The 21,041-nt window shown below is 60.0% G+C and carries 22 protein-coding genes and 1 riboswitch; of the genes, 10 read left to right on the forward strand and 12 right to left on the reverse strand.

Going from position 1 to position 21,041, the window contains the following annotated elements:
• Positions 1-15: 15 nt before the first annotated feature.
• The 3 genes from ACU0FH_RS01465 to ACU0FH_RS01475 form a co-directional block, all read right to left on the reverse strand.
• Positions 16-609 (reverse strand): SCO family protein, encoded by a 594-nt coding sequence (locus tag ACU0FH_RS01465; protein WP_446193035.1) that lies wholly within the window; start codon positions 607-609, stop codon positions 16-18.
• Positions 610-611: 2 nt separating this feature from the next.
• Positions 612-1,592 (reverse strand): DUF1775 domain-containing protein, encoded by a 981-nt coding sequence (locus ACU0FH_RS01470; RefSeq protein WP_446193036.1) that lies wholly within the window; start codon positions 1,590-1,592, stop codon positions 612-614.
• A gap of 106 nt (positions 1,593-1,698) precedes the next feature.
• Positions 1,699-2,052, reverse strand: coding sequence for a hypothetical protein (locus tag ACU0FH_RS01475; protein ID WP_446193037.1), 354 nt, complete (start codon positions 2,050-2,052; stop codon positions 1,699-1,701).
• A gap of 332 nt (positions 2,053-2,384) precedes the next feature.
• A riboswitch (cobalamin riboswitch) is annotated at positions 2,385-2,577 on the forward strand.
• A gap of 98 nt (positions 2,578-2,675) precedes the next feature.
• Between ACU0FH_RS01475 and nrdH the strand changes: the two genes are divergently transcribed.
• From nrdH to ACU0FH_RS01500, 5 genes are all read left to right on the forward strand, one after another.
• Entirely contained in the window at positions 2,676-2,897 is a 222-nt protein-coding gene (nrdH, locus tag ACU0FH_RS01480; RefSeq protein ID WP_088632611.1) for a glutaredoxin-like protein NrdH, read from the forward strand.
• Between the two features lie 25 nt (positions 2,898-2,922).
• Positions 2,923-3,339 (forward strand): class Ib ribonucleoside-diphosphate reductase assembly flavoprotein NrdI, encoded by a 417-nt coding sequence (nrdI, locus tag ACU0FH_RS01485; RefSeq protein WP_446193038.1) that lies wholly within the window; start codon positions 2,923-2,925, stop codon positions 3,337-3,339.
• Positions 3,321-5,453: a class 1b ribonucleoside-diphosphate reductase subunit alpha gene (nrdE, locus tag ACU0FH_RS01490; RefSeq protein WP_446193039.1), complete on the forward strand. Its 2,133-nt coding sequence runs from the start codon at positions 3,321-3,323 to the stop codon at positions 5,451-5,453. Before nrdI ends, nrdE begins: the two co-directional genes overlap by 19 nt.
• 83 nt (positions 5,454-5,536) lie before the next feature.
• Positions 5,537-6,514, forward strand: a complete 978-nt coding sequence (nrdF, locus tag ACU0FH_RS01495) for a class 1b ribonucleoside-diphosphate reductase subunit beta (protein WP_446193040.1) — start codon at positions 5,537-5,539, stop codon at positions 6,512-6,514.
• A gap of 153 nt (positions 6,515-6,667) precedes the next feature.
• Positions 6,668-7,156, forward strand: a complete 489-nt coding sequence (locus ACU0FH_RS01500; RefSeq protein ID WP_446193041.1) for a hypothetical protein — start codon at positions 6,668-6,670, stop codon at positions 7,154-7,156.
• 191 nt (positions 7,157-7,347) lie between these two features.
• On the opposite strand, the gene ACU0FH_RS01505 is transcribed toward ACU0FH_RS01500, so the two are convergent.
• Entirely contained in the window at positions 7,348-7,614 is a 267-nt protein-coding gene (locus tag ACU0FH_RS01505) for a winged helix-turn-helix transcriptional regulator (RefSeq protein WP_446193042.1), read from the reverse strand.
• 145 nt (positions 7,615-7,759) lie between these two features.
• On the opposite strand from ACU0FH_RS01505, the gene ACU0FH_RS01510 reads away from it, so the two are divergent.
• Positions 7,760-8,662, forward strand: coding sequence for a DMT family transporter (locus ACU0FH_RS01510; RefSeq protein ID WP_446193043.1), 903 nt, complete (start codon positions 7,760-7,762; stop codon positions 8,660-8,662).
• A gap of 428 nt (positions 8,663-9,090) precedes the next feature.
• A complete protein-coding gene (locus ACU0FH_RS01515) occupies positions 9,091-11,352 on the forward strand; it encodes a sulfatase-like hydrolase/transferase (protein WP_446193044.1) in 2,262 nt (753 codons plus the stop codon).
• A gap of 218 nt (positions 11,353-11,570) precedes the next feature.
• On the opposite strand, the gene ACU0FH_RS01520 is transcribed toward ACU0FH_RS01515, so the two are convergent.
• The 6 genes from ACU0FH_RS01520 to ACU0FH_RS01545 are packed head-to-tail and all read right to left on the reverse strand — an operon-like array spanning position 11,571 to position 15,916.
• A complete protein-coding gene (locus ACU0FH_RS01520; RefSeq protein WP_446193045.1) occupies positions 11,571-12,341 on the reverse strand; it encodes an HpcH/HpaI aldolase family protein in 771 nt (256 codons plus the stop codon).
• Positions 12,338-13,222 carry an amidohydrolase family protein gene (locus tag ACU0FH_RS01525; protein ID WP_446193046.1) on the reverse strand — a complete coding sequence of 295 codons (885 nt, stop codon included), beginning with the start codon at positions 13,220-13,222 and terminating at the stop codon, positions 12,338-12,340. Before ACU0FH_RS01525 ends, ACU0FH_RS01520 begins: the two co-directional genes overlap by 4 nt.
• A gap of 11 nt (positions 13,223-13,233) precedes the next feature.
• A complete protein-coding gene (locus ACU0FH_RS01530) occupies positions 13,234-13,620 on the reverse strand; it encodes a RidA family protein (RefSeq protein WP_446193047.1) in 387 nt (128 codons plus the stop codon).
• A gap of 12 nt (positions 13,621-13,632) precedes the next feature.
• Positions 13,633-14,436: a 2-oxo-hept-4-ene-1,7-dioate hydratase gene (gene hpaH / locus ACU0FH_RS01535; protein WP_446193048.1), complete on the reverse strand. Its 804-nt coding sequence runs from the start codon at positions 14,434-14,436 to the stop codon at positions 13,633-13,635.
• Positions 14,429-15,292, reverse strand: coding sequence for a fumarylacetoacetate hydrolase family protein (locus tag ACU0FH_RS01540; RefSeq protein WP_446193049.1), 864 nt, complete (start codon positions 15,290-15,292; stop codon positions 14,429-14,431). The genes hpaH and ACU0FH_RS01540 overlap by 8 nt, the downstream gene beginning before the upstream one ends.
• Positions 15,293-15,295: 3 nt before the next feature.
• Positions 15,296-15,916 carry a flavin reductase family protein gene (locus ACU0FH_RS01545; protein ID WP_446193050.1) on the reverse strand — a complete coding sequence of 207 codons (621 nt, stop codon included), beginning with the start codon at positions 15,914-15,916 and terminating at the stop codon, positions 15,296-15,298.
• A 193-nt stretch (positions 15,917-16,109) separates the two neighbouring features.
• Here ACU0FH_RS01545 and ACU0FH_RS01550 point away from each other — a divergent pair, with 193 nt between their 5' ends.
• Genes ACU0FH_RS01550 through ACU0FH_RS01560 form a run of 3 tightly spaced genes read left to right on the forward strand, consistent with a single transcriptional unit; the run spans position 16,110 to position 19,081 of the window.
• On the forward strand, positions 16,110-17,069 hold the full coding sequence (locus ACU0FH_RS01550; RefSeq protein ID WP_446193051.1) for a Bug family tripartite tricarboxylate transporter substrate binding protein: 960 nt from the start codon (positions 16,110-16,112) through the stop codon (positions 17,067-17,069).
• Positions 17,070-17,126: 57 nt separating this feature from the next.
• Entirely contained in the window at positions 17,127-17,582 is a 456-nt protein-coding gene (locus ACU0FH_RS01555; protein WP_446193052.1) for a tripartite tricarboxylate transporter TctB family protein, read from the forward strand.
• Positions 17,579-19,081, forward strand: a complete 1,503-nt coding sequence (locus ACU0FH_RS01560; protein WP_446193053.1) for a tripartite tricarboxylate transporter permease — start codon at positions 17,579-17,581, stop codon at positions 19,079-19,081. The genes ACU0FH_RS01555 and ACU0FH_RS01560 overlap by 4 nt, the downstream gene beginning before the upstream one ends.
• Here the strand turns inward: ACU0FH_RS01560 and ACU0FH_RS01565 are convergent.
• Both ACU0FH_RS01565 and ACU0FH_RS01570 read right to left on the reverse strand, forming a co-directional pair.
• Complete coding sequence (locus ACU0FH_RS01565; protein ID WP_446193054.1) at positions 19,065-19,841, reverse strand: IclR family transcriptional regulator; 777 nt, start codon at positions 19,839-19,841, stop codon at positions 19,065-19,067. The two genes, ACU0FH_RS01560 and ACU0FH_RS01565, sit on opposite strands and share 17 nt — an antisense overlap.
• A 447-nt stretch (positions 19,842-20,288) precedes the next feature.
• On the reverse strand, positions 20,289-20,810 hold the full coding sequence (locus ACU0FH_RS01570; protein ID WP_446193055.1) for an outer membrane protein: 522 nt from the start codon (positions 20,808-20,810) through the stop codon (positions 20,289-20,291).
• Positions 20,811-21,041: the final 231 nt, after the last annotated feature.

A 21,041-nucleotide genomic window follows, 5' to 3' on the forward strand; every position in this document is an offset into this window, starting at 1 on the left:
CCCGGCACGCGGATTTCACCCCTGCGTCAGGTGGCGCAGCTTGGAGAGGACGCGGTCAGGGTCTTCCTGATAGCCGACAGGTTCGTAGAAACGCCCGTCTTCGTCAAAGAGAAGAACACTGGCGGAATGGTCCATCGTATAGCCGCCGTCTTCGAGCGGCACCTTGGAGGCATAGATGCGGAAGGCCCGGATCGCCTTGTCGATCTCCTCCCGAGGACCGGACACGCCCTGCACGCCCGGCACCCATGACACGTAGTCGCGCAGCGCATCGACACTGTCACGCTCGGGATCGACGGTGATGAAAAAGACGCGCAGGGGGCTGCCATCGTCGCCCAGCTCTTCTTGCCAGGTCAGGATGTCCCCGAGCGTCGTGGGGCAGACATCGGGGCAATGCGTAAAGCCGAAGAAGACAGCAGAAGGCCCGCCCGCAAGGCTGTCTTGAGTAAAGGTATCGCCCTCGGTCGTGGTCAGGGTGTAATCCCCCTGCCCCAGCGTGTCGCCGACCGTTTGCGTCATGCGCGGCTCTAGTACGCGGACCCAGAGAAACGCGCCGAGGGCGACAATCGCCGCCCCCCAGAGCAGAATGATCAGAAGGTTTTTACGGGCCATGATTACTCCTTGGCCATGCCGGAATGGCCGCTGTGATCGCCATGACCAGCGCCACGCGCGTTCGGCGCGCCGATGGCAAGCGGCACGGTCACCTCGCCCGCTTTTTCAAAGGTCAGGGTCGCGTTGACGGTTTCACCTTCGACAAAGGGCTCTTCGATCTGCATGAACATGATGTGGTAGCCGCCCGGTTGCAGCTTTACCGTTGCCCCCGCCGGGATCGGCAGACCATCGGCCAGTTCGCGCATCTTCATCACGTCGTTTTCCATCTTCATCTCGTGGATCTCGGTCCGGCCAGATGCCGGGGACGAGGCCGCGACAAGCCGGTCGTCGCTGTCGCCATTGTTCACGATGGTCATGAAACCACCCGCGACAGGGGCGTTGGGCAGCGTGGCGCGAGAGAACCCGCCCGACAGCGTCAGGTCGCCAAGCGTGAATTCACCCGCTTTATCCCCGTGACCGCCATGATCGTGACCGGCGTGCATTTCAGCGGCCGTGACGGTCAGCTTGGGCGCGGGATTGGGCACGTCGTGCGACCCGGAGGTATCGGTCCAGTCCGCCGTGCCGTCGGCGCAGATCTGCACAGCGGGAAAGTACAGAACCGTATCGGGAGCCACGTCGCGGCCCACGGTGCCGCGCACGGTGAATTCATCGTACCAGCCGTCTTCGAGATTGCCGCCCGACCATGTCACCTTTTGCACGCCTTCGGTCATTGCGTGACCGTGCATTTCGTAGGGCGTCGCGTATTCTGCGGTTTCGGTCTCGAGCGTCCAGCCCGCCTTGGGCATCGGCTTGGCCGCGTAGAACCCGTCGGGCAGGCGCAGCTCTACGGTATGAGTCGCCTGCCCGTCGCAGCCATGCGGCACGCGCAGGGTAATCTTGGTGGTTGTACCAGCCGCGACCTCGGCCTGTTCCAGCGTGGAATGCGCGATGGCGGAGGTGGCGAGCGCCGACAGGAGGCCTGCGGCAATAAGGGATTTGGTCATCTGTATCTCCAGTGGCCCCGCAGGCGGTCGTCTTGCCGGATACGGGGGAAATTGCGCGGCCCTTGGGCCGGTCGATCGGAACTGCCCGGTTACCGGGCGTTTGGGATCAGATCAGCGCCGGGGGCGCGCGTGCAGAGATATTCGGATTGCCCGCCTGCGCGGCAATTGTCAGGTCCGAAAGCTGCGCCAGATCGGTCGAATAGCGCAGCTGACCCTCAGCCAGTTCGGGGCGCATATCCGGCGCCTCGGGCAGCAATCGGCAGAACGGGCAGCGATGCTCATGGGCACCCTCAAGGTCGCCGCAGATGTCATCATAGCTGAGCCCGAGGCCGAGAGCGGCCATCTCGCGCGCGGGTTCGTCGCGGTCGGGCGCCATGAGGTGAGCAGACAGGACACTGACCAGCGCGATCAGGATCGCGGCAAGGCTTGTCAGCAGGAAATGGGCCGGTCTGCGAGTCATGTCGCCGATGTAGCGCGGATTCCCGCCGCAGGGGAAGAGGGCTTGATGCGGTGCATTGGCGCGGCGGATCCCGGCACAACACGCCCTAATTTTGGTCAACCGATCCTGCCGGCCGCAATTGGGCGATTTCGCAGTTGCCTTTAGGGACGGGCTTGGGCATTTTCGTGGGGCAGCCCTCTTGCCGGACTTTTACCGCGCCCTTGACGCGCCGGGTCCAAGACTGCCTGCGCCGACTGAGCGACCATCACATGGCAGTCACCTTTCTCCGTCACAATGAAAAAAAATCGCCCCGGCGGCCGCCGCTAGATATTGACACCCCACCCGTCACTGACACAATATGCTGTAGCTTTGGTGCTCACGAGGTGACTCGTCAGCAAAGAGGGAAACCGGTGAGAATCCGGCACTGCCCCCGCAACTGTAAGCGGCAAGCCAAGGCCCGAAACCACTGGAATTCACGTTCCGGGAAGGCGGGCCAAGGCGATTGAGCCGCGAAGTCAGGAGACCTGCCAAGGCGGCGAAGATGACGACCACGGACGGTGGGTCCGGGAGGGAAGACAGGGGCAAAAGCGCCTCTCTTCGAGTCCCGACTCAGACGGCTCTGAAAATTGGCAAGGGACCAGACAATGACGATCACAGTGTATTCCAAACCGGCATGCGTACAATGCACCGCAACCACTCGTGCGCTGGACGCACGCGGGCTGAACTACGACGTGGTCGACCTGACTCAGGACGCCGCCGCTATGGAACGGGTTCAGGAAATGGGCTATCGTCAGGCTCCGGTCGTGATCGCCGGGGACGAGCACTGGGCCGGGTTCCGTCCGGACATGATCGGACGTCTGTCGTAAATTTTCCGGATGGGGATTCTAAGCCATGAGCGGGCTTGTCTTTTTCTCTTCGCGATCGGGCAATACCCGGCGCTTCGTGGAAAAGCTTGACCTCGCGGCGGACCGAATCCCCATTGACGAGACCGAGGCTTTCCCGGATATCCGCGCGCCTTACGTTCTGATCTGCCCGACATATGCGGATGCGCATGGGCGGGGCGCGGTGCACCGGCAGGTGATCCGCTTTCTGAACGCTCCTGAACGTCGCGCCCCGCTGCGCGGCGTCATTGCCGGGGGAAACCGGAATTTCGGCGCGACTTTCGCGCAGGCGGGCGGTGTCATCGCCCGCAAATGCAATGTGCCGGTGCTCTACCGTTTCGAGCTTGCCGGAACCGATACCGATATCGCCCGCGTCAAGGCCGGGCTTGAGACATTTTGGGGACAAGAATGCTCGATTCCAGCCTAACCGCGAACCTCGACTTTCACGCGCTGAACGCGATGCTGAACCTCTATGACGAGGACGGCAAGATTCAGTTCGATGCCGACCGCAAGGCGGCGCGTCAGTATTTCCTTCAGCACGTGAACCAGAACACCGTGTTCTTTCACTCGCTCGAGGAAAAGCTCGGTTATCTCGTCGAGGAAGGTTACTACGAAGGCGCCGTGCTTGAGCAGTACGAGCCGACCTTCCTGCGCAAGATCTGGGATGCGGCCTGGGCCAAGAAATTCCGCTTTCCCGCCTTTCTAGGAGCTTACAAGTATTACACCTCGTACACACTGAAGACATGGGACGGGCAGCGTTACCTTGAGCGGTTCGAGGACCGTGTCGTCATGGTCGCGCTGACGCTGGCGCGGGGCGACGAAACGCTTGCGCTCAAGATCATGGAAGAGATCATCGACGGACGGTTCCAACCCGCGACGCCGACCTTTCTCAACGCCGGGAAAAAAGCACGAGGCGAATTCGTCTCCTGTTTCCTGCTGCGTCTGGAAGACAACATGGAAAGCATCGGGCGCGGCATCAATTCTGCGCTGCAGTTGTCGAAACGCGGCGGTGGCGTGGCGCTGATGCTGACCAACATCCGCGAGCATGGCGCACCGATCAAGGGGATCGAAAACCAGTCCTCGGGCGTGATCCCGGTCATGAAGCTGCTGGAAGATAGCTTTAGCTATGCCAACCAGCTTGGCGCCCGTCAGGGGGCTGGCGCGGTCTATCTGAACGCGCACCACCCCGACATCCTGCGGTTCCTCGATACCAAGCGCGAGAATGCTGACGAAAAGATCCGCATCAAGACGCTGAGCCTTGGCGTGGTGATCCCGGACATCACATTCGAACTCGCCAAGAAGAACGAGGACATGTACCTTTTCTCGCCGCATGACGTGGAAAAGGTCTATGGCTGCGCCTTCTCGGAAATCTCGGTCACCGAGAAATATCACGAGCTGGTCGATAACCCGCGGATCCACAAGAAAAAGATCAACGCGCGCAAGTTCTTCCAGACCATCGCTGAGATCCAGTTTGAATCGGGCTATCCCTATATCCTGTTCGAGGACATCGCGAACGAGGCCAACCCCGTCGCGGGCCGGATCAACATGTCGAACCTCTGCTCGGAAATCCTGCAGGTGAACGAGGCCTCCGAGTTCAACGACGACCTCGGCTATGCCCATATGGGCAGCGACATCTCCTGCAACCTCGGCTCGCTCAATATCGCCAAGACGATGGACGGCGGCGATCTGGGCAAGACGGTCGAAACCTCGATCCGCGCCCTGAACGCGGTGAGCGAGATGAGCAGCATCGATTCAGTGCCATCGATCCGCCACGGCAACGCCCAAAGCCATGCGATCGGTCTGGGCCAGATGAACCTGCACGGCTATCTCGCCCGCGAGCGTATCCATTACGGATCGCCCGAGGGGGTCGATTTCACCAATATCTATTTCTGCACCGTTCTGTTCCACTGCCTGCGGGCATCGAATGCGCTCGCAGTAGAAAAAGGTGAGAAATTCAAAGGGTTCGAGGACTCCAAATACGCCGACGGCAGCTTCTTTGAGCGCTATGTCTCGCAGGACTGGCTGCCCGAGACCGACAAGGTGCGCGGGTTGTTCGAAGCCGCCGGGATCGAGATCCCGAGCCGCGAGGACTGGGCCGCGCTGCGCGACAAGGTGATGGAGGGCGGGCTGTATAACCGCAACCTTCAGGCCGTGCCGCCGACCGGGTCGATTAGCTATATCAACAACTCGACCTCTTCGATCCACCCGATCACCTCGAAGATCGAGATCCGCAAGGAAGGCAAGATCGGCCGGGTCTATTACCCGGCGCCCTACATGACCAACGACAACCTTGAATACTACAAGGATGCCTATGAGATCGGCCCCGAAGCGATCATCGACACCTATGCGGCGGCAACGCAGCACGTCGATCAGGGCCTGTCGCTGACCCTGTTCTTCCCGGCCGAAGCCTCGACCCGCGACATCAACAAGGCGCAGATCTATGCCTGGAAGAAGGGCATCAAGACGATCTACTACATCCGCCTGCGTCAGATGGCGCTGGAAGGGACCGAGGTAGAAGGTTGCGTCTCCTGCTCGCTCTAGGCATCCCTGCCCCATGATTCCCGTCCCGGGGTTGCATCCCCGGGCCGCCTGCCCCCGAACCTGCCTGCCATAAGGTGCCCCGCATGAAAGATACTGTCGCGACCCGAGCCGTGCCCCGTGCCGTCAACTGGAACCGTCTGGAAGACGACAAGGATCTCGAGATCTGGAACCGCCTGACGGTCAATTTCTGGCTGCCGGAAAAAGTGCCGCTGTCCAATGACATCCAAAGCTGGTCGCAGCTGACGCCGCAGGAACAGACGCTGACGATCCGCGTCTTTACCGGCCTGACCCTGCTTGACACGATCCAGAACACCGTGGGTGCGCCGACACTGATGGAAGACGCGATCACGCCCCACGAAGAGGCGGTGCTGAGCAACATCTCTTTCATGGAAGCGGTGCATGCGCGCAGCTATTCTTCGGTCTTTTCAACGCTCTGCCAGACCGATCAGGTGGACGAGGCGTTCCGCTGGTCCTCGGAGAACGAGCATCTTCAGGCCAAATCGCGGCTGATCCTCGACGAATATGACGCGACCTCGAGCCCGCTGCGCAAGAAGGTCGCCAGCGTCTTCCTTGAAAGCTTCCTGTTCTATTCCGGTTTCTACCTGCCGATGCACTGGTCGAGCCGTGCGCGCCTGACCAACACCGCCGACCTGATCCGGCTGATCATCCGCGACGAGGCAATCCACGGCTATTACATCGGGTACAAGTTCCAGCGCGGCATGGAGCGGCTGAGCGAGGCCGAGCGTCAGGAGATCAAGGATTTCGCCTTCTCGCTGATCTTCGATCTCTACGATATCGAGGCGCGTTATACCGAGCAGCTTTACGATCCGCTGGGCCTGACCGAGGACGTCAAGAATTTCCTCCATTACAACGCGAACAAGGCCCTGCAAAACCTTGGCTTCGAAGGGCTTTTCCCGGATGAAGCCTGCCGCGTGAACCCGGCGATCATGGCCGCGCTCTCGCCGAACTCGGACGAAAACCACGACTTCTTCTCGGGTTCCGGTTCTTCCTACGTGATCGGCAAGGCCGTCGCGACCGAAGACGAAGACTGGGACTTCTGAGGGAACGTCAGGGATAATTGGAACCGCTACCGGATTTCGGTGGCGGTTTTTTTGTGCATTCCTGATCGCGTTTGATGTTTCGTTCCAGATGTCCGCAAACAGCCCACGTATGACCGGTTGACGGCAACGGCTCGTCTCTGGACAAGCTGTTGAATGCGATTTTCGGTTTGGATATTCTGCGTCATCGGGTTTCTTGGGTCGGCAACGGGACCTCTGCTTGCATGTCGGATCGAGGCGCCGATCAATATCGAAGATATCGAGTTGGCGGACTTGATCGTCATTGGCACGGTAAAGAAATATGCGATTGTTTCGGAGGCTAACGCAAACGAACGCCGTCAGGAAAAGATTCAGCGTTTGGCCGATGACGCAAACCCACAGATCAATAAAATTCTGAAATCCCAGATAGCGTATCCGAGTGATTACGCACGCTTCGAAATCCATGTTGAGCAATTCTTAAAAGGTGACAGCTCAGACGAAGTTACGGCGGTTTGGGACAATTCTACGTTTGCCGAACCTGACCGGTTGAAAGGCGAGACGTACCTGATTGCCCTTGTTGCGCCCACGTCTCCCAGATCACCGCTGCGGGGCCCAAGCACAACGCTCCTTCCGCATCCCGATGGAGAGAGCTTTTCCGTCCTTTAAGCTCCTTGCTCGACTCCATTTTTGTTTGAGGCAGGCTCATCAGCCGCAAATGAAGTCCGCATGAAACTTGGCGCGGGAGGCCAATGACTCAACGCCCGCGTCGTCCAGCGATTTGCATCTTTTGTCTGGCAGAGACGAATGACGGCTTCGCGCAGAGGTTCACCAATGCTGCGCTTCGCCCGAATGTCGGCTTAGAGCGTTGGCACCCATTTCATCGCCCAGTCGCCGAGTGGTTCTAAATGCGCGAACAACTCCCGTCCGGTGGCGGTCAGTTCGTAACCGCCCTCACCGTTTTTTATCAGGCCGACCTCACGAAGCTCTTTCAGGCGGGTGTTCAAGACACTGGGGGATGCTGACCCGCACCGGGCTTGAAGATCTCGGAAAGTTCGCGGCTCGCTGGCGAGATTCCACAAGATGCCCATCGCCCAACGGCGGCTCAGAAGGTCGAACAGAACCATAATTGGTTGCCCGGTTGTGGACCCGCGGACTGGAACCCCGCCCTTCACGACTGATCTTCGGTCATTATCCGTCATATATCTCTTGCTACTGTTTTGAAAGCGCCCTATCGCTACGTTTATCGTAGCATTAGCTTTTGGTCACCTCATGCGCAAGCAAAACCCGCTCAATATAACTCTCTGGTTCTTACTCGCAGCGATGTGGAGTTCGTCTTACGCGGTAATAAAAATCGGAGTGTCCAACCTAGACCCTTCAGTCCTTGTTCTGGGGCGCCTGTTTGTTGGCAGCGTTGTCATCTATGCCGTATTGAAGCTCCGCAAAATGGTCCTCTCCACGGACATACGAGACTGGGTTTCATACACAATTACAGGTCTGCTCGGCTCGGCGCTGCCTTTCTTGTTGATCACCTTTGGTGAGCAAACAGTCGACAGCGCTCTTGCCTCGATCCTGATAGGTGTCGCGCCAATGGCCACGTTGTTGCTTGCGGCGGCGATCGTCCCGGAGGAAACATTGACGCTGCGGACAACGCTTGGCGTCTTGGGAGGGTTATGCGGTGTTGTCATTCTCGTGGGGCCTACAGCGCTCGCTGGCATAGGCGAACACCTGATCGGGCAGCTTGCGATTGTCGGAGCGACCCTGTGCTACGCCGCTTCCACCGTATACATTCGCCGATTTGTCAAACGCCCTGCCTTGGAAATGGCCACCGGTTCCATGATTGTCGGAACCCTATTCGTGACCGGTATCGTCATCCTTTCGGACGCGGACATCGGTGCAATTGAACCAACTATAGGTTCACTTGGCGCTATTCTCTATCTTGGGCTGTTTTCAACGGCCTGCGCAAATCTGATTTATTTTTTTCTCGTGCCCCGGCTCGGCGCCACACGCATGTCTCAGGTGAACTTTGCCGTTCCCGTGGGCGGCGCACTCCTTGGCGTGTTACTGCTGAATGAGGCGATGACCTTCCAACGTTTCGCAGCACTCGCGATCATCATCGCGTCTGTCTATCTCGGCACGACGAATGGCAGAAGAAGCTCGACAAAGGCTGGATGAACGGACATTCAAACCGTCACTCTCGCCTGCGCTTTTTCCGGCAAAACGGACAACCACTTGCTAGCACCAAAATAACATATAGAAGCCGCATGCTCCGATAGGTTGCAACGGGACATACCTGCCGTTCGCTTCGTCACCTCCGCGTCTGATTGGGCTCAAAACGGAGCCGGTGTATCGCTTCATTGGTATCCTCCGAAGTTACTGCCAAGAGTGGTTGTCGGATCATCCATTGAAAGAGTAACAATTACTATATGCACGTATAAATTGTATACTAGCGTAGCGACATAATTTGATTCAAAGATTGCGGAGGCAAGCATATGACCCAGCAATTTCATTGCAGTCGCGCGCTAAAAGGAAGTGCTGTCCTCCTGTTTATTGCGTCAGCAACAGCGGTATGTGCACAAGAGGCCCCGCGCGACGGCTCCGTCTTGCCGTTGCCGCCCGCGCCTTTCGAAGGGGTCATCACGGAAACCTTCGAGGGCTCGACCCAGGATTACCCCCAGCCGGTGACGCCGCCCGAAGGATCACCCAACGTCCTTGTTATCCTGATTGACGACCTCGGCTATGGCCAGCCGGGTACCTTCGGGGGCCCGGTTCCGACCCCGGTTATGGATGCCCTTGCAGAAGATGGACTGCGTTTCACACGGTTTCACACCACTGCCATTTGCTCCCCGACACGCGCGGCTGTTCTGACCGGACGCAACCACCACCAAAGTGGCTTTGGCACGATCACCGAACTGTCTACCGGCTATCCGGGCTACAACAGCATCTGGCCGCGCTCTACAGCCACCATCGCAGAGATCCTCAAAGATCACGGCTACTCGACCGCCGCCTTTGGTAAATGGCACAATACGCCCGACTGGGAGACCTCTCCGTTGGGGCCGTTCGATCACTGGCCGACCGGATTGGGATTTGAATATTGGTACGGCTTCCAGGGCGGCGAGACCAGCCAGTGGGACCCGCAACTGTTCCGGAACACGATCCCTGTGGAACCCGCGATCGGCCCTGAGGAGGGCTACAACCTCAATGTCGATCTGGTGGACGACGCGGTCGCCTGGCTCGACCGCCAGCAATCTGTCGCGCCAGACAAGCCCTATTTCGTTTATTTCGCCCCGGGCGCAGTGCATGCGCCTCTGCACGTCAGCGAAGAGTGGATCGACAAGTTCGCGGGCCAGTTCGATCAGGGCTGGGACAAGGTCCGCGAAGAAACGCTCGCCCGCCAAAAGGAGCTCGGTGTCGTTCCCGAAAACACCGCCCTTACGGCGCGACCAGAAGAGATCGAGGCCTGGGACTCGCTTGATGCCGACGCTCAGCGGCTTTTCAGCAGACACCAGGAGGTGTTTGCCGGGTTTCTGGCCCAGACGGATCATGAAATCGGACGTCTGATCGACAAGGTCCAAGCCCTGCCAGAGGGCGATAATACGCTGATCATCCTGATCGCGGGCGACAATGGGCCAAGCGCCGAGGGCAGCGTCACCGGGACGCTGAACAACATGATGACCCAGAATGGCATTCCCGACACGGTCGAAGACCAGTTGCCCGTGATTGACGAGATCGGCGGGCCGCTGCATGAAAACCACTACCCTGTTGGCTGGGCATGGGCGGGTTCGTCGCCGTTCCAATGGATGAAGCGCGTGCCCTCGCATTTCGGGGGCACCCGCAACGGCATGGTCGTCAGTTGGCCCGCGCAGATCACCGATACAGGCGGTATTCGCTCGCAGTTCCATCATGTCGTAGACATCGCACCGACGATCCTGGATGCCGTTGGCATTCCGGAGCCTAAGGTGGTCAATGGCGCCGAGCAGATCCCCATGGCTGGCGTGAGCATGGAATACAGCTTTGACGATGCCGAGGCTCCGGGAACACGGGCCACACAGTATTTCGAAACCGGCGGGCATCGCGCGCTTTATCATGACGGCTGGGTTGCAGCCTCGTTCCACGGCGCGCCCTGGGTGCTGACCGGCTCCGTCGGTTTCGACGACAGCACCTGGGAGCTTTACAACATCGAAGAAGATTTCTCGCAGGCACATGACCTCGCTGCCGAGAATCCCGACAAGCTTGCCGAGCTTCAGGCGATGTTCGACGAAGAGGCCGAGAAATTCCAGGTCTACCCGCTCGACGACCGCTTCGCCGAGCGGGCGAGGAACCCCGAACGTCCGTCCGTGACCCGTGGTCGGGAAGTGTTCACCTATGCGCCGGGAACGACACGCATTCCGGAAGGCAGCGCGCCCCCGGCCTATCAGCGCTCTCACACGATCACCGCCGAGATCGAGGTGCCTGACGGAGGCGCAAGCGGCGTGATGATCGCGAACGGCGGGTCAGCGGCCGGTTATACGCTCTATCTCGAAAACGGGGTTCCGGTGTACGAGTTCAATTTTTTCGGCAAGGAGTTCTTCCGTGTCGCAGGAGAGGCGCCGCTCGAGCCGGGTGAGCACAGCGTGACGATGGTCTATGAACAACTCTCCTTCGAGGCCGGAAAAGAAGTAACCGGCGGCACGGCAACGCTTTTCGTGGATGGTGCCGAGGTTGCGAGCGGAGACATCGAGAAAGTCGTTCCTTCGCGCTACTCCGCAACCGAGACGCAGGACATTGGAATGGACCTCGGTGCAACGGTCACTCCTGCCTACAGGGAGGAAGCGCCTTTCGAATTCACGGGCACGATCAAGCAGGTGACTGTCGAATTGCAGTAGCGTCAGTATCCGACCGCATCAGAGCTGGCGGCAGTCCTGCTGCGGCGCGGGCTGCGGCTGCTCCAACGCTGGATCGGGCCTAATAAAAGGGGGCGCCCAGTCGTTTAGATTTTGATAATTTCCGCGATAGCCAGTGCTTCTACGAATTCAGCGACGAGGTCTATGACGGTGCTGTGCATCATTGTGTCGACCGTCAGAATGGAGAGCCTTCGGCCTTGTCATTTTCCCTTGATGCGACGTACCGCGTCCACCGAGGCTCCGGCCAGGAGTGCAATGTCGGAGGGTCCGGTGACCATGTCCCAGGCGTTTCCTGACATCTTTACCGTGTGATCCACCGTCAGGTTGTGTACCGCTGCAAAGCGGCCTGACTGTTGAACCGCTTTTCGAACATCATCTACTGCGGCGATGACGGAGGGATCATTCGGCTCTCCGGTCGGTTGTCCGATCATGGTCAGGCTAAGGTCCGCCGGACCCACATAAACGCCGGAGATTCCGTCCACCGCGATGATGTCCGGCAGCGCCGCAAGCGCTTCGCGCGTTTCGATCATCGCGAGGATCAGCAGGTTGTCCGAGGCCTCTTTCCAATAGTCGGCGCCAAAGGCCACGCGTGCACGAACCGGACCAAAGCTGCGTTCGCCGCGCGGCGCATAATGGGCGGCTGCGGCGAGTCTCCGGGCATCCTGGGCCGAGTTGATCATCGGGCAGATGATCCCCTCGAATCCGTCGTCCAGCAGACGCGAGATCATCGCGACGTCGTTCCACGCCGGGCGGGCCAGAAGCGGCAATTCCAGTCCGGAGGCGGTTCGCGCCAGCGCCCGGCCTTGGGTCAGGTCGATCTGCCCATGTTGCAGGTCAAGCGTCACGCAGTCCCAGCCATGGGGGGCCATTGCCTCGAGCACGGCGGGTTCGGGTGTCATCATCCACCCATTGAGTAGAGGGCGACCCTCTGCCCTGGCGGTTGCGACGACGTCGGACAGTCGTTTTGTCATGAGAATACCGGCTCAAAGCCGAAGAGTTCGGCGGGATTGTCGACAAGGATCTGCTTGCGCGTGGCGTCGTCCGGGGCGTAGCGGTAGAATAGTTCCAGCAGATCGGCATCATTCGGCGGTTGCTTCTTGGAAACCGGGTGCGGCCAGTCTGACGCCCAGACGCAGCGTTCCGGCGCATGTTCGATCAGCGCCTGTGCCAGCGGAACGACGTCGTCATAAGGTGCCCCGGCGACCGAGACCTTTTCGCCAAGCGACAGCATCACCCAGACATTGCCGCGATCGAGCTGTTTTTTCAGGGCGACGATGTTCTCGTCGTTCACACCCTTGGAGGCATCCGCACGGCCCATGTGGTCAATCAGGATCGGGACGTCGACATCCGCGAATTTCTCCACGTGCTGGGCGATGCCGGTCTGTTCGGGCTGGACCTTCATGTACCAGCCCATGTCGCGCAGCTTGTCCGTGGCCGCCTTGAAATCGTCATCGCTCAGTACCGCGCCAAGGGCCTGACGGAAGCTGAAGCGCGCGCCGTTGATGCCGGCGTCGTTCAGCTTTTGCAGGTAGGCATCGTCCTTTTCAGCGAAGACAAGCGCATTGGCGCAGCCCTTGTAATTCGGACCAAGAGCTTCGAGCCCGTCCAGGACCACCTGGTGATCCGCGCCATAGGTCGTTGTCTGCACGATGATCCCGCGGTCGATACCCAGTTGGTCATGCACGTGTTTTGCGCGTTCCCAGGTGGCCGAGGGCATGTGATAGGCCGCGCCGGGCCGTGTCGGATAGGTCTCGGGATCGCCGAGGACGTGAAACTGGCTGTCGCAGGTGCCGGCCGGCGGCAGGACGTCAGGGCGGCGCGGGGTCGGGTTGAAAGGGTAATAGTCGGGCATGATCTGTCTCCTTACGGCGCCGCGTAGGCGGTGACGTTGCACTGGATGAGCTTTCCGTTGTCGAGGTCGGCCTGCATGGCCTGCCGGACCGGGCGGTCATCGGGATCGGGAAACATGGCCTCCCATTCGGCGTTGAGCGGGCCGCGCTGCGACCGGTCCACAAGCAGGACGTCCAGCTTCAGAACGTTTTCCGGGCCCATGCCCGCCTCTTCCAGGATCCGGGACAGGTGCTGGAACATCAGGCGGGTCTGCTCTTCAAGTCCCTCCGCCGCCTTGCCCGTTGCCGGATCGAGGCCGTAGATGATTCCGCTCATCAACAGCCCGTCGACGACGGCGGCCGCCGGGATCGGGTTCTTGTGCGAGAAATCCTTCAGGTAGATGCTGCGGCGTTTGCCCATCTTCACTCCTCCTCAGTTGAAATGGCAGGACACGGTGCCAAGCGGCCCATAGTCAGCGGTAAAAGTATCGCCCTTGCGGGCGTCGATCGGACGGATGAAGGAACCGGCGAGGATCAGCTGCCCGGCCTTCAGCGTGACGCCCCAGGGATGCAGGCGGTTTGCCAGCCATGCGATGCCGTTGGCGGGATGGTTCAGCACACCCGCCGCGACGCCGGTTTCCTCGACGATGCCGTTGCGCAGGACGATGGCGCTGGCGCGGCGCAGGTCGGTGTCCATCGGTCGCACGGTGAGGCCGCCACAGATGATCGCGCTATTGGCGGCATTGTCGGAAACGGTATCCAGCACGCCGCGACGGCGTCCGCTGGCCTTGTCGAAGCGTTCGATCCTTGCATCCAGCAGTTCAAGCGCGGGTGTTACATAAGCGGTTGCATCCAGCACATCATGCAGCGTGCAGGCAGGCCCCGCGAGGTCTTCGCGCAGGATGAATGCCAGTTCTGCCTCGATCTTCGGCTCGATCAGCCGCGCGGTGTCGATCTGCGCCGCATCCTCCAGGAACATCTCGTCGGTCAGAAAGCCGTAATCGGGCTCGTCGATCCCCACGGCCTGCTGCATCGCGCGCGAGGTCAGGCCGATCTTGTGGCCCCGCAAGACGCGGCCTTGTGCCAGCTTCAGCTCGAGCCAGGCGTTCTGGATCGCATAGCTGTCGGCCATCTGCATGTCCGTATAGGCAAGCGAAAGTTGTCCGATCTGGGTTCCATTCTGCTCGGCCTCGTCCAGCTGCCGCGCGATGTCGCGGACGGTGCTGTCCTCAAGCATTATTGGTCTCCTGATCCGCGACGCCGTTGGACAGGATGCCGATGCCCGGCACCTCGACCTCGACCACGTCGCCGGGTTTCAGCCAGACCGGCGGATCGAACCGTGCACCTGCGCCGGTCGGGGTGCCGGTGACAATGATGTCGCCAGGCGACAGGGTCGCGAAGGAACTGAGGTAGGAAATCAGGACGTCGAAGGGGAACATCATGTTCGCGGTCGTGTCCTTTTGGCGGACCTCTCCGTTCACGCGGGTTTCCAGCGACAGCTCCGCTTCCGGGTCCAGCTCATCCGCGGTCACGATCCAGGGGCCGATGGCGCCAGAGCGGTCAAAGTTCTTGCCCTGCGTGACGTTGAACTTGCCGTGGCGCAGCCAGTCGCGGATTGTACCTTCGTTGCAGAGTGTCATGCCGAAAACATGGTCCAATGCGGATTCGCGCGAGATGTCCCGACCGCCTTTGCCGATCACCAGCGCGATCTCACCCTCGTAGTCGAGTTGTTCGGACACGCGGGGCCGTTCAAGCGGAACGCCGTGGCCTACAAAGGACTGGCGGGAACGCACGAAGAGCGACGGATACTTCGGCAGGTCGGACCCGTCCTTGTACTCTGCATTGCGGTTGCCGTAGTTCACCCCGATGCACCAGATCTTTTCGGGTTGGCCCACCGGGATGGTGAAGGTCACGTCCGCAGGATCGAGCGTTGCCCCGTCGGTCACGGCTTGCGCGGCGTCGAAACCATCATTCTCGATCAATTCCTGCAGGCTGGTAATGCCGTCCAGGCGCCCGTTCAGCGGGATGATCCCGGCCTCGGTCACGATTCCGAACCCGGGGGTTCCGTCCTTGGTGTAGCTGGCAAGTTTCATGGGTCAGGCTCCTGCATTTTTAGGGGTCTGTTTCAGGGTTCGGAGGGTGGTGACCTCTCCGAGCGTGGCGTAGTTTGGGCCGCCGAGGCGGCAGATCGGGTCAAGTTCGAGCGTGTCGATCTTGCCGTCCGTCATCAGGCCGTCGCGCAGGTGGATGCGCAGGATCTCTCCAACGATGAAGCGGCTTCGGGTCTCTCCGAATTCCAGCACCTGACGCAGGCGGCATTCCATCGCCACCGGGGCGGCCGCGATCCGGGGCACGTCGATCAGGTCGCTTTGCGCGGTTTCCAGACGCAGCATGTCCGCTTCGCTGATGTGCGCTTCGACTTCCTCGGCGCTGTCGTGCAGCGGTTGGAGCAGGTTGCGGTCGGCGATGTGAACAACATAAGCTTCACGGGTCAGAATATTTCGGGACGTGTCCTTGTATTCAGAACCTTTCCGGCCGACGCTGAAACCAAGCATCGGCGGTTTGGGCGAGACGAAGGTAAATGTGCTGAAAGGGGCAAGATTGACGCCACCACTGTCGTTCAGACTTGAAACCCAGGCAATGGGCCGCGGAACGACAATGCCGGTCAGCAGACGGTAATTTTTTTCAGCCGACAGATCCGACGGATCGATGATCATGGCACTCCTCCCTTTGAGGCCAGACAAGAACGCGGGCCCTGTATCGGCAAGTTCAAAAGCTGAAAAGGTCCACTATGTGGAATATCTCGGTTTTTTAGGTTGCGTGGAAACGGGTGGTTCTGCGTCCATTAGGAACAGCTCCGGAGCGCCGCAGGAGGGCGGCACCGGATTGAGAAACGCAAGGGAGGTACTCATGAAGTCCTGGAAGAAAGCACTGGCCGTTGTTCTGGCCGTCCTGCCCGGCGCGGGCATCGCAGCCGATTTTCCGTCCAAACCGGTCACGCTTGTCGTGCCCTATCCGCCGGGCGGCAACGTCGACACCTCGGCGCGCATCATCGCGCCTAAGATGGAAGAGATCCTGGGTCAGCCGATCGTGGTCGAAAACCGCGCCGGCGCAGGTGGCATGATCGCGGCGGAATACGTCAAGAACGCCGACGCGGATGGCTACACGCTGTTCATGGCCGCAAACGGGCCGCTGTTGTTCGCGCCGATGACGATGAACCGTCCGGACGCCTACGACTGGAAGACCGACTTCACCCCTGTGGGCAGCGTGTCGATCACCCCGATGGCGCTGACCGTACGCAAAGACGTGGGGATCACCGATATCGACGAACTGCTGGCCAGCAGCGGCGAGAAGAACCTGCTCATGGCATCGCCGGGGGCGGGCACAACCAACCACCTGGCCGCCGAGAAGCTGAAAGCCGACAGTGGCGGCGACTTCCGCATCGTGCACTACAAGGGCAATGCGCCTTCCATCGCATCGCTGATCGGCGGCGAAACCGCGTTCAGCTTTGACCAGATGTCAGTCATCCTGCCCTACATCAAGGATGGCGAAGTTGTCCCTCTCGCGGTGACGTCCAGTGAACGTGTTCCCGCCCTGCCCGATGTTCCGACGCTGAAGGAAACCGGCAAGTTCGACTTTGCCGCCGTGACCTTTACCGGTCTGCTCGCTCCGGCAGGCACCCCGCAGGAGGCTATTGACGCCCTCTCTGCCGCGCTGAATGAAACGCTGAACGGCGAGGACGTCAAAAAGCGGTTCGAGGATCTCGGCTCGCTCGCGTCGCCCAAGACCCCTGCCGAGTTCGGCGACTTCCTGACTGAAATCGATGACACCTGGCGTCCGGTTGTGGCAGAGGTGAACGCCAACAAATAAGACTAGCGTGGGGGCGGCGCCGGAGCAGGTGCCGCCCTCGCCACCGGGGGAGTTGTCATGAACCACAAGTATTTTGCCATCGGGCGCGGTGCCGAACTGATCTTCGGCGTTTTTCTCTTCGTGCTCGGTCTGATCGCCGCCATCTACGGCTGGCGTTACGGGCTGGGACAGCTGAACGATATCGGCCCGGGGGCCTTTCCGCTTGGCCTTGGAATCGCGATGATGATCCTGGCCGCCCTCGCCATGAAGGAAGCCGGAGCCGACGGCCCCGTCTCGCGGCGGTTGACGCCCGCCTTCTTCTATCTCCCCGGTATCATCATCTGGTCGCTTCTGATCGAAGGCGCCGGCCTTTTGATCGCGACCCTTGCGCTGATCGTCATGTGCTCCTTCGCCGAAGACGAGCTTGATCTCAAAAGGTCCATTCTGCTCGGCCTGATCCTGACGGCGATAGGCTATCTTGTTTTCATCCTGGGCTTTGGCCTGACCTTCAACCTGATCGGGGACTGGTTTTGAGCGTACTGCATGACCTTGCACTCGGCTTCCAGATCGCCCTGACCTGGCAAGCCATTCTGATCTGCCTGGGCGGTGTCGTCCTTGGCACATTTGTCGGCGTGCTGCCCGGAATCGGCGCACTTGCCGCAATCTCGCTCTGTCTGCCGCTGACATATTACATGCTGCCCGTGCACGGCCTGATCCTGCTTTCGGGTATCTTCTACGGTGCGCAATACGGCAGCTCGACCTCGTCGATCCTACTCAACATTCCCGGCACGCCCGCCGCTGCCGCGACCTGCCTCGACGGCAACCCGATGGCGCGCAAGGGGCGCGCGGGACAGGCACTATTTATCGTTACGCTCAGCTCCTACTTCGGCGGCATGGTCGGGATCCTGCTGCTCGTCGCCTTTGCCGCACCGCTGGCCCAGTTCGCGCTCTCTTTTGGCGCGCCGGAATACTTCGCCGTCATGCTGCTTGGTCTGGTCGCGGCTTCGACCGCGTCGCCCGGCTCGCCGGTCAAGGGGCTCGCCATGATGGTGCTGGGCCTGATCTTTGGCATGGTCGGCACGGACGTCACATCCGGCGCCTATCGCTTCACGCTTGGCTATCTGGAGCTGACGGACGGCATCAACCTGGTCGCCATGGCCATGGGTCTCTTTGGTATCGGCGAGGTCCTGTCCAACCTCGCCGCACCACCTGCCCCGCAGCCGCCGAAGAAAAGCTTTCGCTTGCAAGAGATGCTGCCAACCCGGACCGAGGCGCGCCAGTCCGTGATGCCGGCGATCCGTGGTTCGCTGATTGGGTCATGGATCGGCGCGCTGCCGGGGACGGGCCCGGCCATCGCCGCTTTCGTCGCCTATGCCACTGAAAAGCGCGTCTCGCGCACGCCCGAGAAATTCGGCACCGGTGCGGTCGAAGGCATCGCCGCCCCCGAGGCCGCCAACAATGCCTCCGTTCAGGCGGCTTTCATTCCAACCCTCTGTATCGGCATTCCCGGTGACGCGGTCATGGCCTTCATGCTGGGGGCCATGATCATCCACGGCATCGTGCCGGGCCCCAACCTGATCACGGAACAGCCCGACATGTTCTGGGGTCTGGTCGCCAGTTTTGCCGTCGGCAACCTGATCCTTGTCCTGCTGACGCTGCCGATGATCGGCGTTTGGGTAAAGATCCTGAATATCCCCCGCCAGGTGCTCTATCCGCTGATAATTTTCCTGATCTGCGTCGGCGTCTTCAGCGTGAACAGCAACGTCTTCGACGTCTTCGTCGCGGTGGCCTTTGGCATTCTCGGTTTCGTCATGACGCTTTTCCGTTACCCGGTCGCACCGATCCTGCTGGGGTACATCCTTGGCCCGCTGGTCGAAGAGAACTTCCGTCGCACGCTCTTTATCAGCAACGGCGATTTCAGCGCATTCCTGTCCTCGCCCGTCTCGGTGATCTGCCTTGGCCTTGTGGCGCTTGCGCTGATTGTTCCGGCAGTGCTCGCCGTTCGGCGTCGCAGGCTCAAGGCCGCGTCGTAGTGATGGCGGCCGAGATATCCTCGGCCGCCTTCCCCAGCAATTCAACAAGTTCCGCCACCCGCGCCCCGCGTTGACGCGAGGCAATCGCAATGGTGCTGATCGCGGCAACGGGGCGGCCCAAGACGTCGTTTATCGGAACGGCAATGGCGCTTGTCCCTTTCGCAATGGCGCGGGGCAATACGGTGTGGCCCCGTCGGCGGGCATCCGAGATCCTGTTGCGCAATGTCTCCATCGGCACGCCATAGGCGCGCAGACGGTCTACATTCTGAGCCAGCACTTCTTCGGCTTGTGTCCGGGACACCCGTGAGAGGATCGCGACACTATTCGCACTGATCCCAAGGGGCCGTCGCGACCCAATTTCGATCGATAGCACCTGGATCGGAAAGGAGCCGATACGCCTGTCGGCGCAAACCGTATCGAGCCCGCTTCGAACGGAAAGAAAGGCCGCGTCCCCGATCGCTTCACTTAACTGACTGAGCGCCGGCGACGCCAGTTCCCGGAACCGCCGAAGTTCGGACGATAGCCCCAGAAGCGTCAGCTCTCGTCCCACGTGATACCGCAGGTCAGGCTGTTTCTCGACGATCCCACGCTCCTGCAGTGTCACAAGGATCCGGTGAACAGTCGGTTTGGTCAGGCCCGTGGTGTGGCAAATGTGCTTGAGCGACGCGCCGGTGGGCGAATACCGTGCAATCGCGTCCAGAATGTCGAACGCGCGGTCGACGCTTTGTGTGCCATTCCGTGTGTCTCTGCCATCAGCCATGATGCAAGTTACCAGTCTTTTCCGGACGTTTCCGCATGAAAAGGGAGTAAGCTTACCTGCCCTTGCCCCGGGATTTACTTAACCCGTCGCTTCTGTTACGCGACAAGGCTTTGTTGCGCAAACCGGGTGTGGGCTTCGCTAGGCAAATACGATTGCGGCAAGTTCGAGATCGTGCGGGACTTCGCCCGAACCTGCACTGCCTCCCCCGTCACCTAAACGGCGATGAGGCGGCGCAAGAAGGACGAAATGCTCTTCGCGCACGTGAATCGCATTGTAAGCCAATGTCCAAAATGGGGAAAACCTAGGTTCATCCAAAACAAGTTTACCCTCAAGCGGTGGTCGTTGCTTTGGAGTTGTTGCTCTTGTCCAGCTTCCAACTTTTTCATGTACAAAAAGGCTCGTGGCTCAACCAAAGCCACGAACCCGGAAGCACTGAGCTTGCAGGTGTCAGAACCGCCAAGAAGCTCTCAGGTTGACACTCCATGCGTCGGCATCGACACCAGAGCTATTGATATCGCTGAAATGATGTTCAAGCAGTTCCACGCTGATGATGCTTTTAGGGCTGACAGCATAAGCGGCGCCGATACCAACGAACTCGCCCCACTCATTTCCAAGGCCATTGACATCCACTTCGGCAGCACCCGCGGCGACATACAGTAATGTCTGACCCAAATCGTAGCCAGCGGTCGCCTTCAGGCGCATCACCGAATCCACTGAAACAGTTGGGGCAAGGTCAATATCGGTCCAGTCGTATTCGAATTCGCCCCCAAATACCCATTGACCTGCATCAAACCGGTATCCGGCGTGAACGCCAAAGCTCACTTCGTCATCCTTGTTGGCGCCCCCGGTAGGTTCTACCTCAAGGTAGCCTATGCCAGCACCCGCGTAAAAACCCGACCACTCGTTCGCGATTGCAGAAGTCGTTGAGAGGGCCAGAAACGCTACTCCCATCCAAAGATTTTTTTTCACTGTTGTCTCCAAGTTCACATCGTTTGTGCCGAATTACAAAATCCGCCGAGTCATTTGCGCAAATCGGCACCGTCCGAAGATTCAATTGCGCTTACTTTACGGACGAGTGCCGGCTGTAGTGGTAACATTTGTCATACGTTTACCTTTGCTGCGTGTTTGGTTTAAGAACGGATCGGGCATCGTCCAAGGAAAGATGCACGAGTGACACGGAAGTTTGCACGAACGAACACG

The sequence above is a fragment of the Heliomarina sp. genome, from assembly GCF_052826185.1.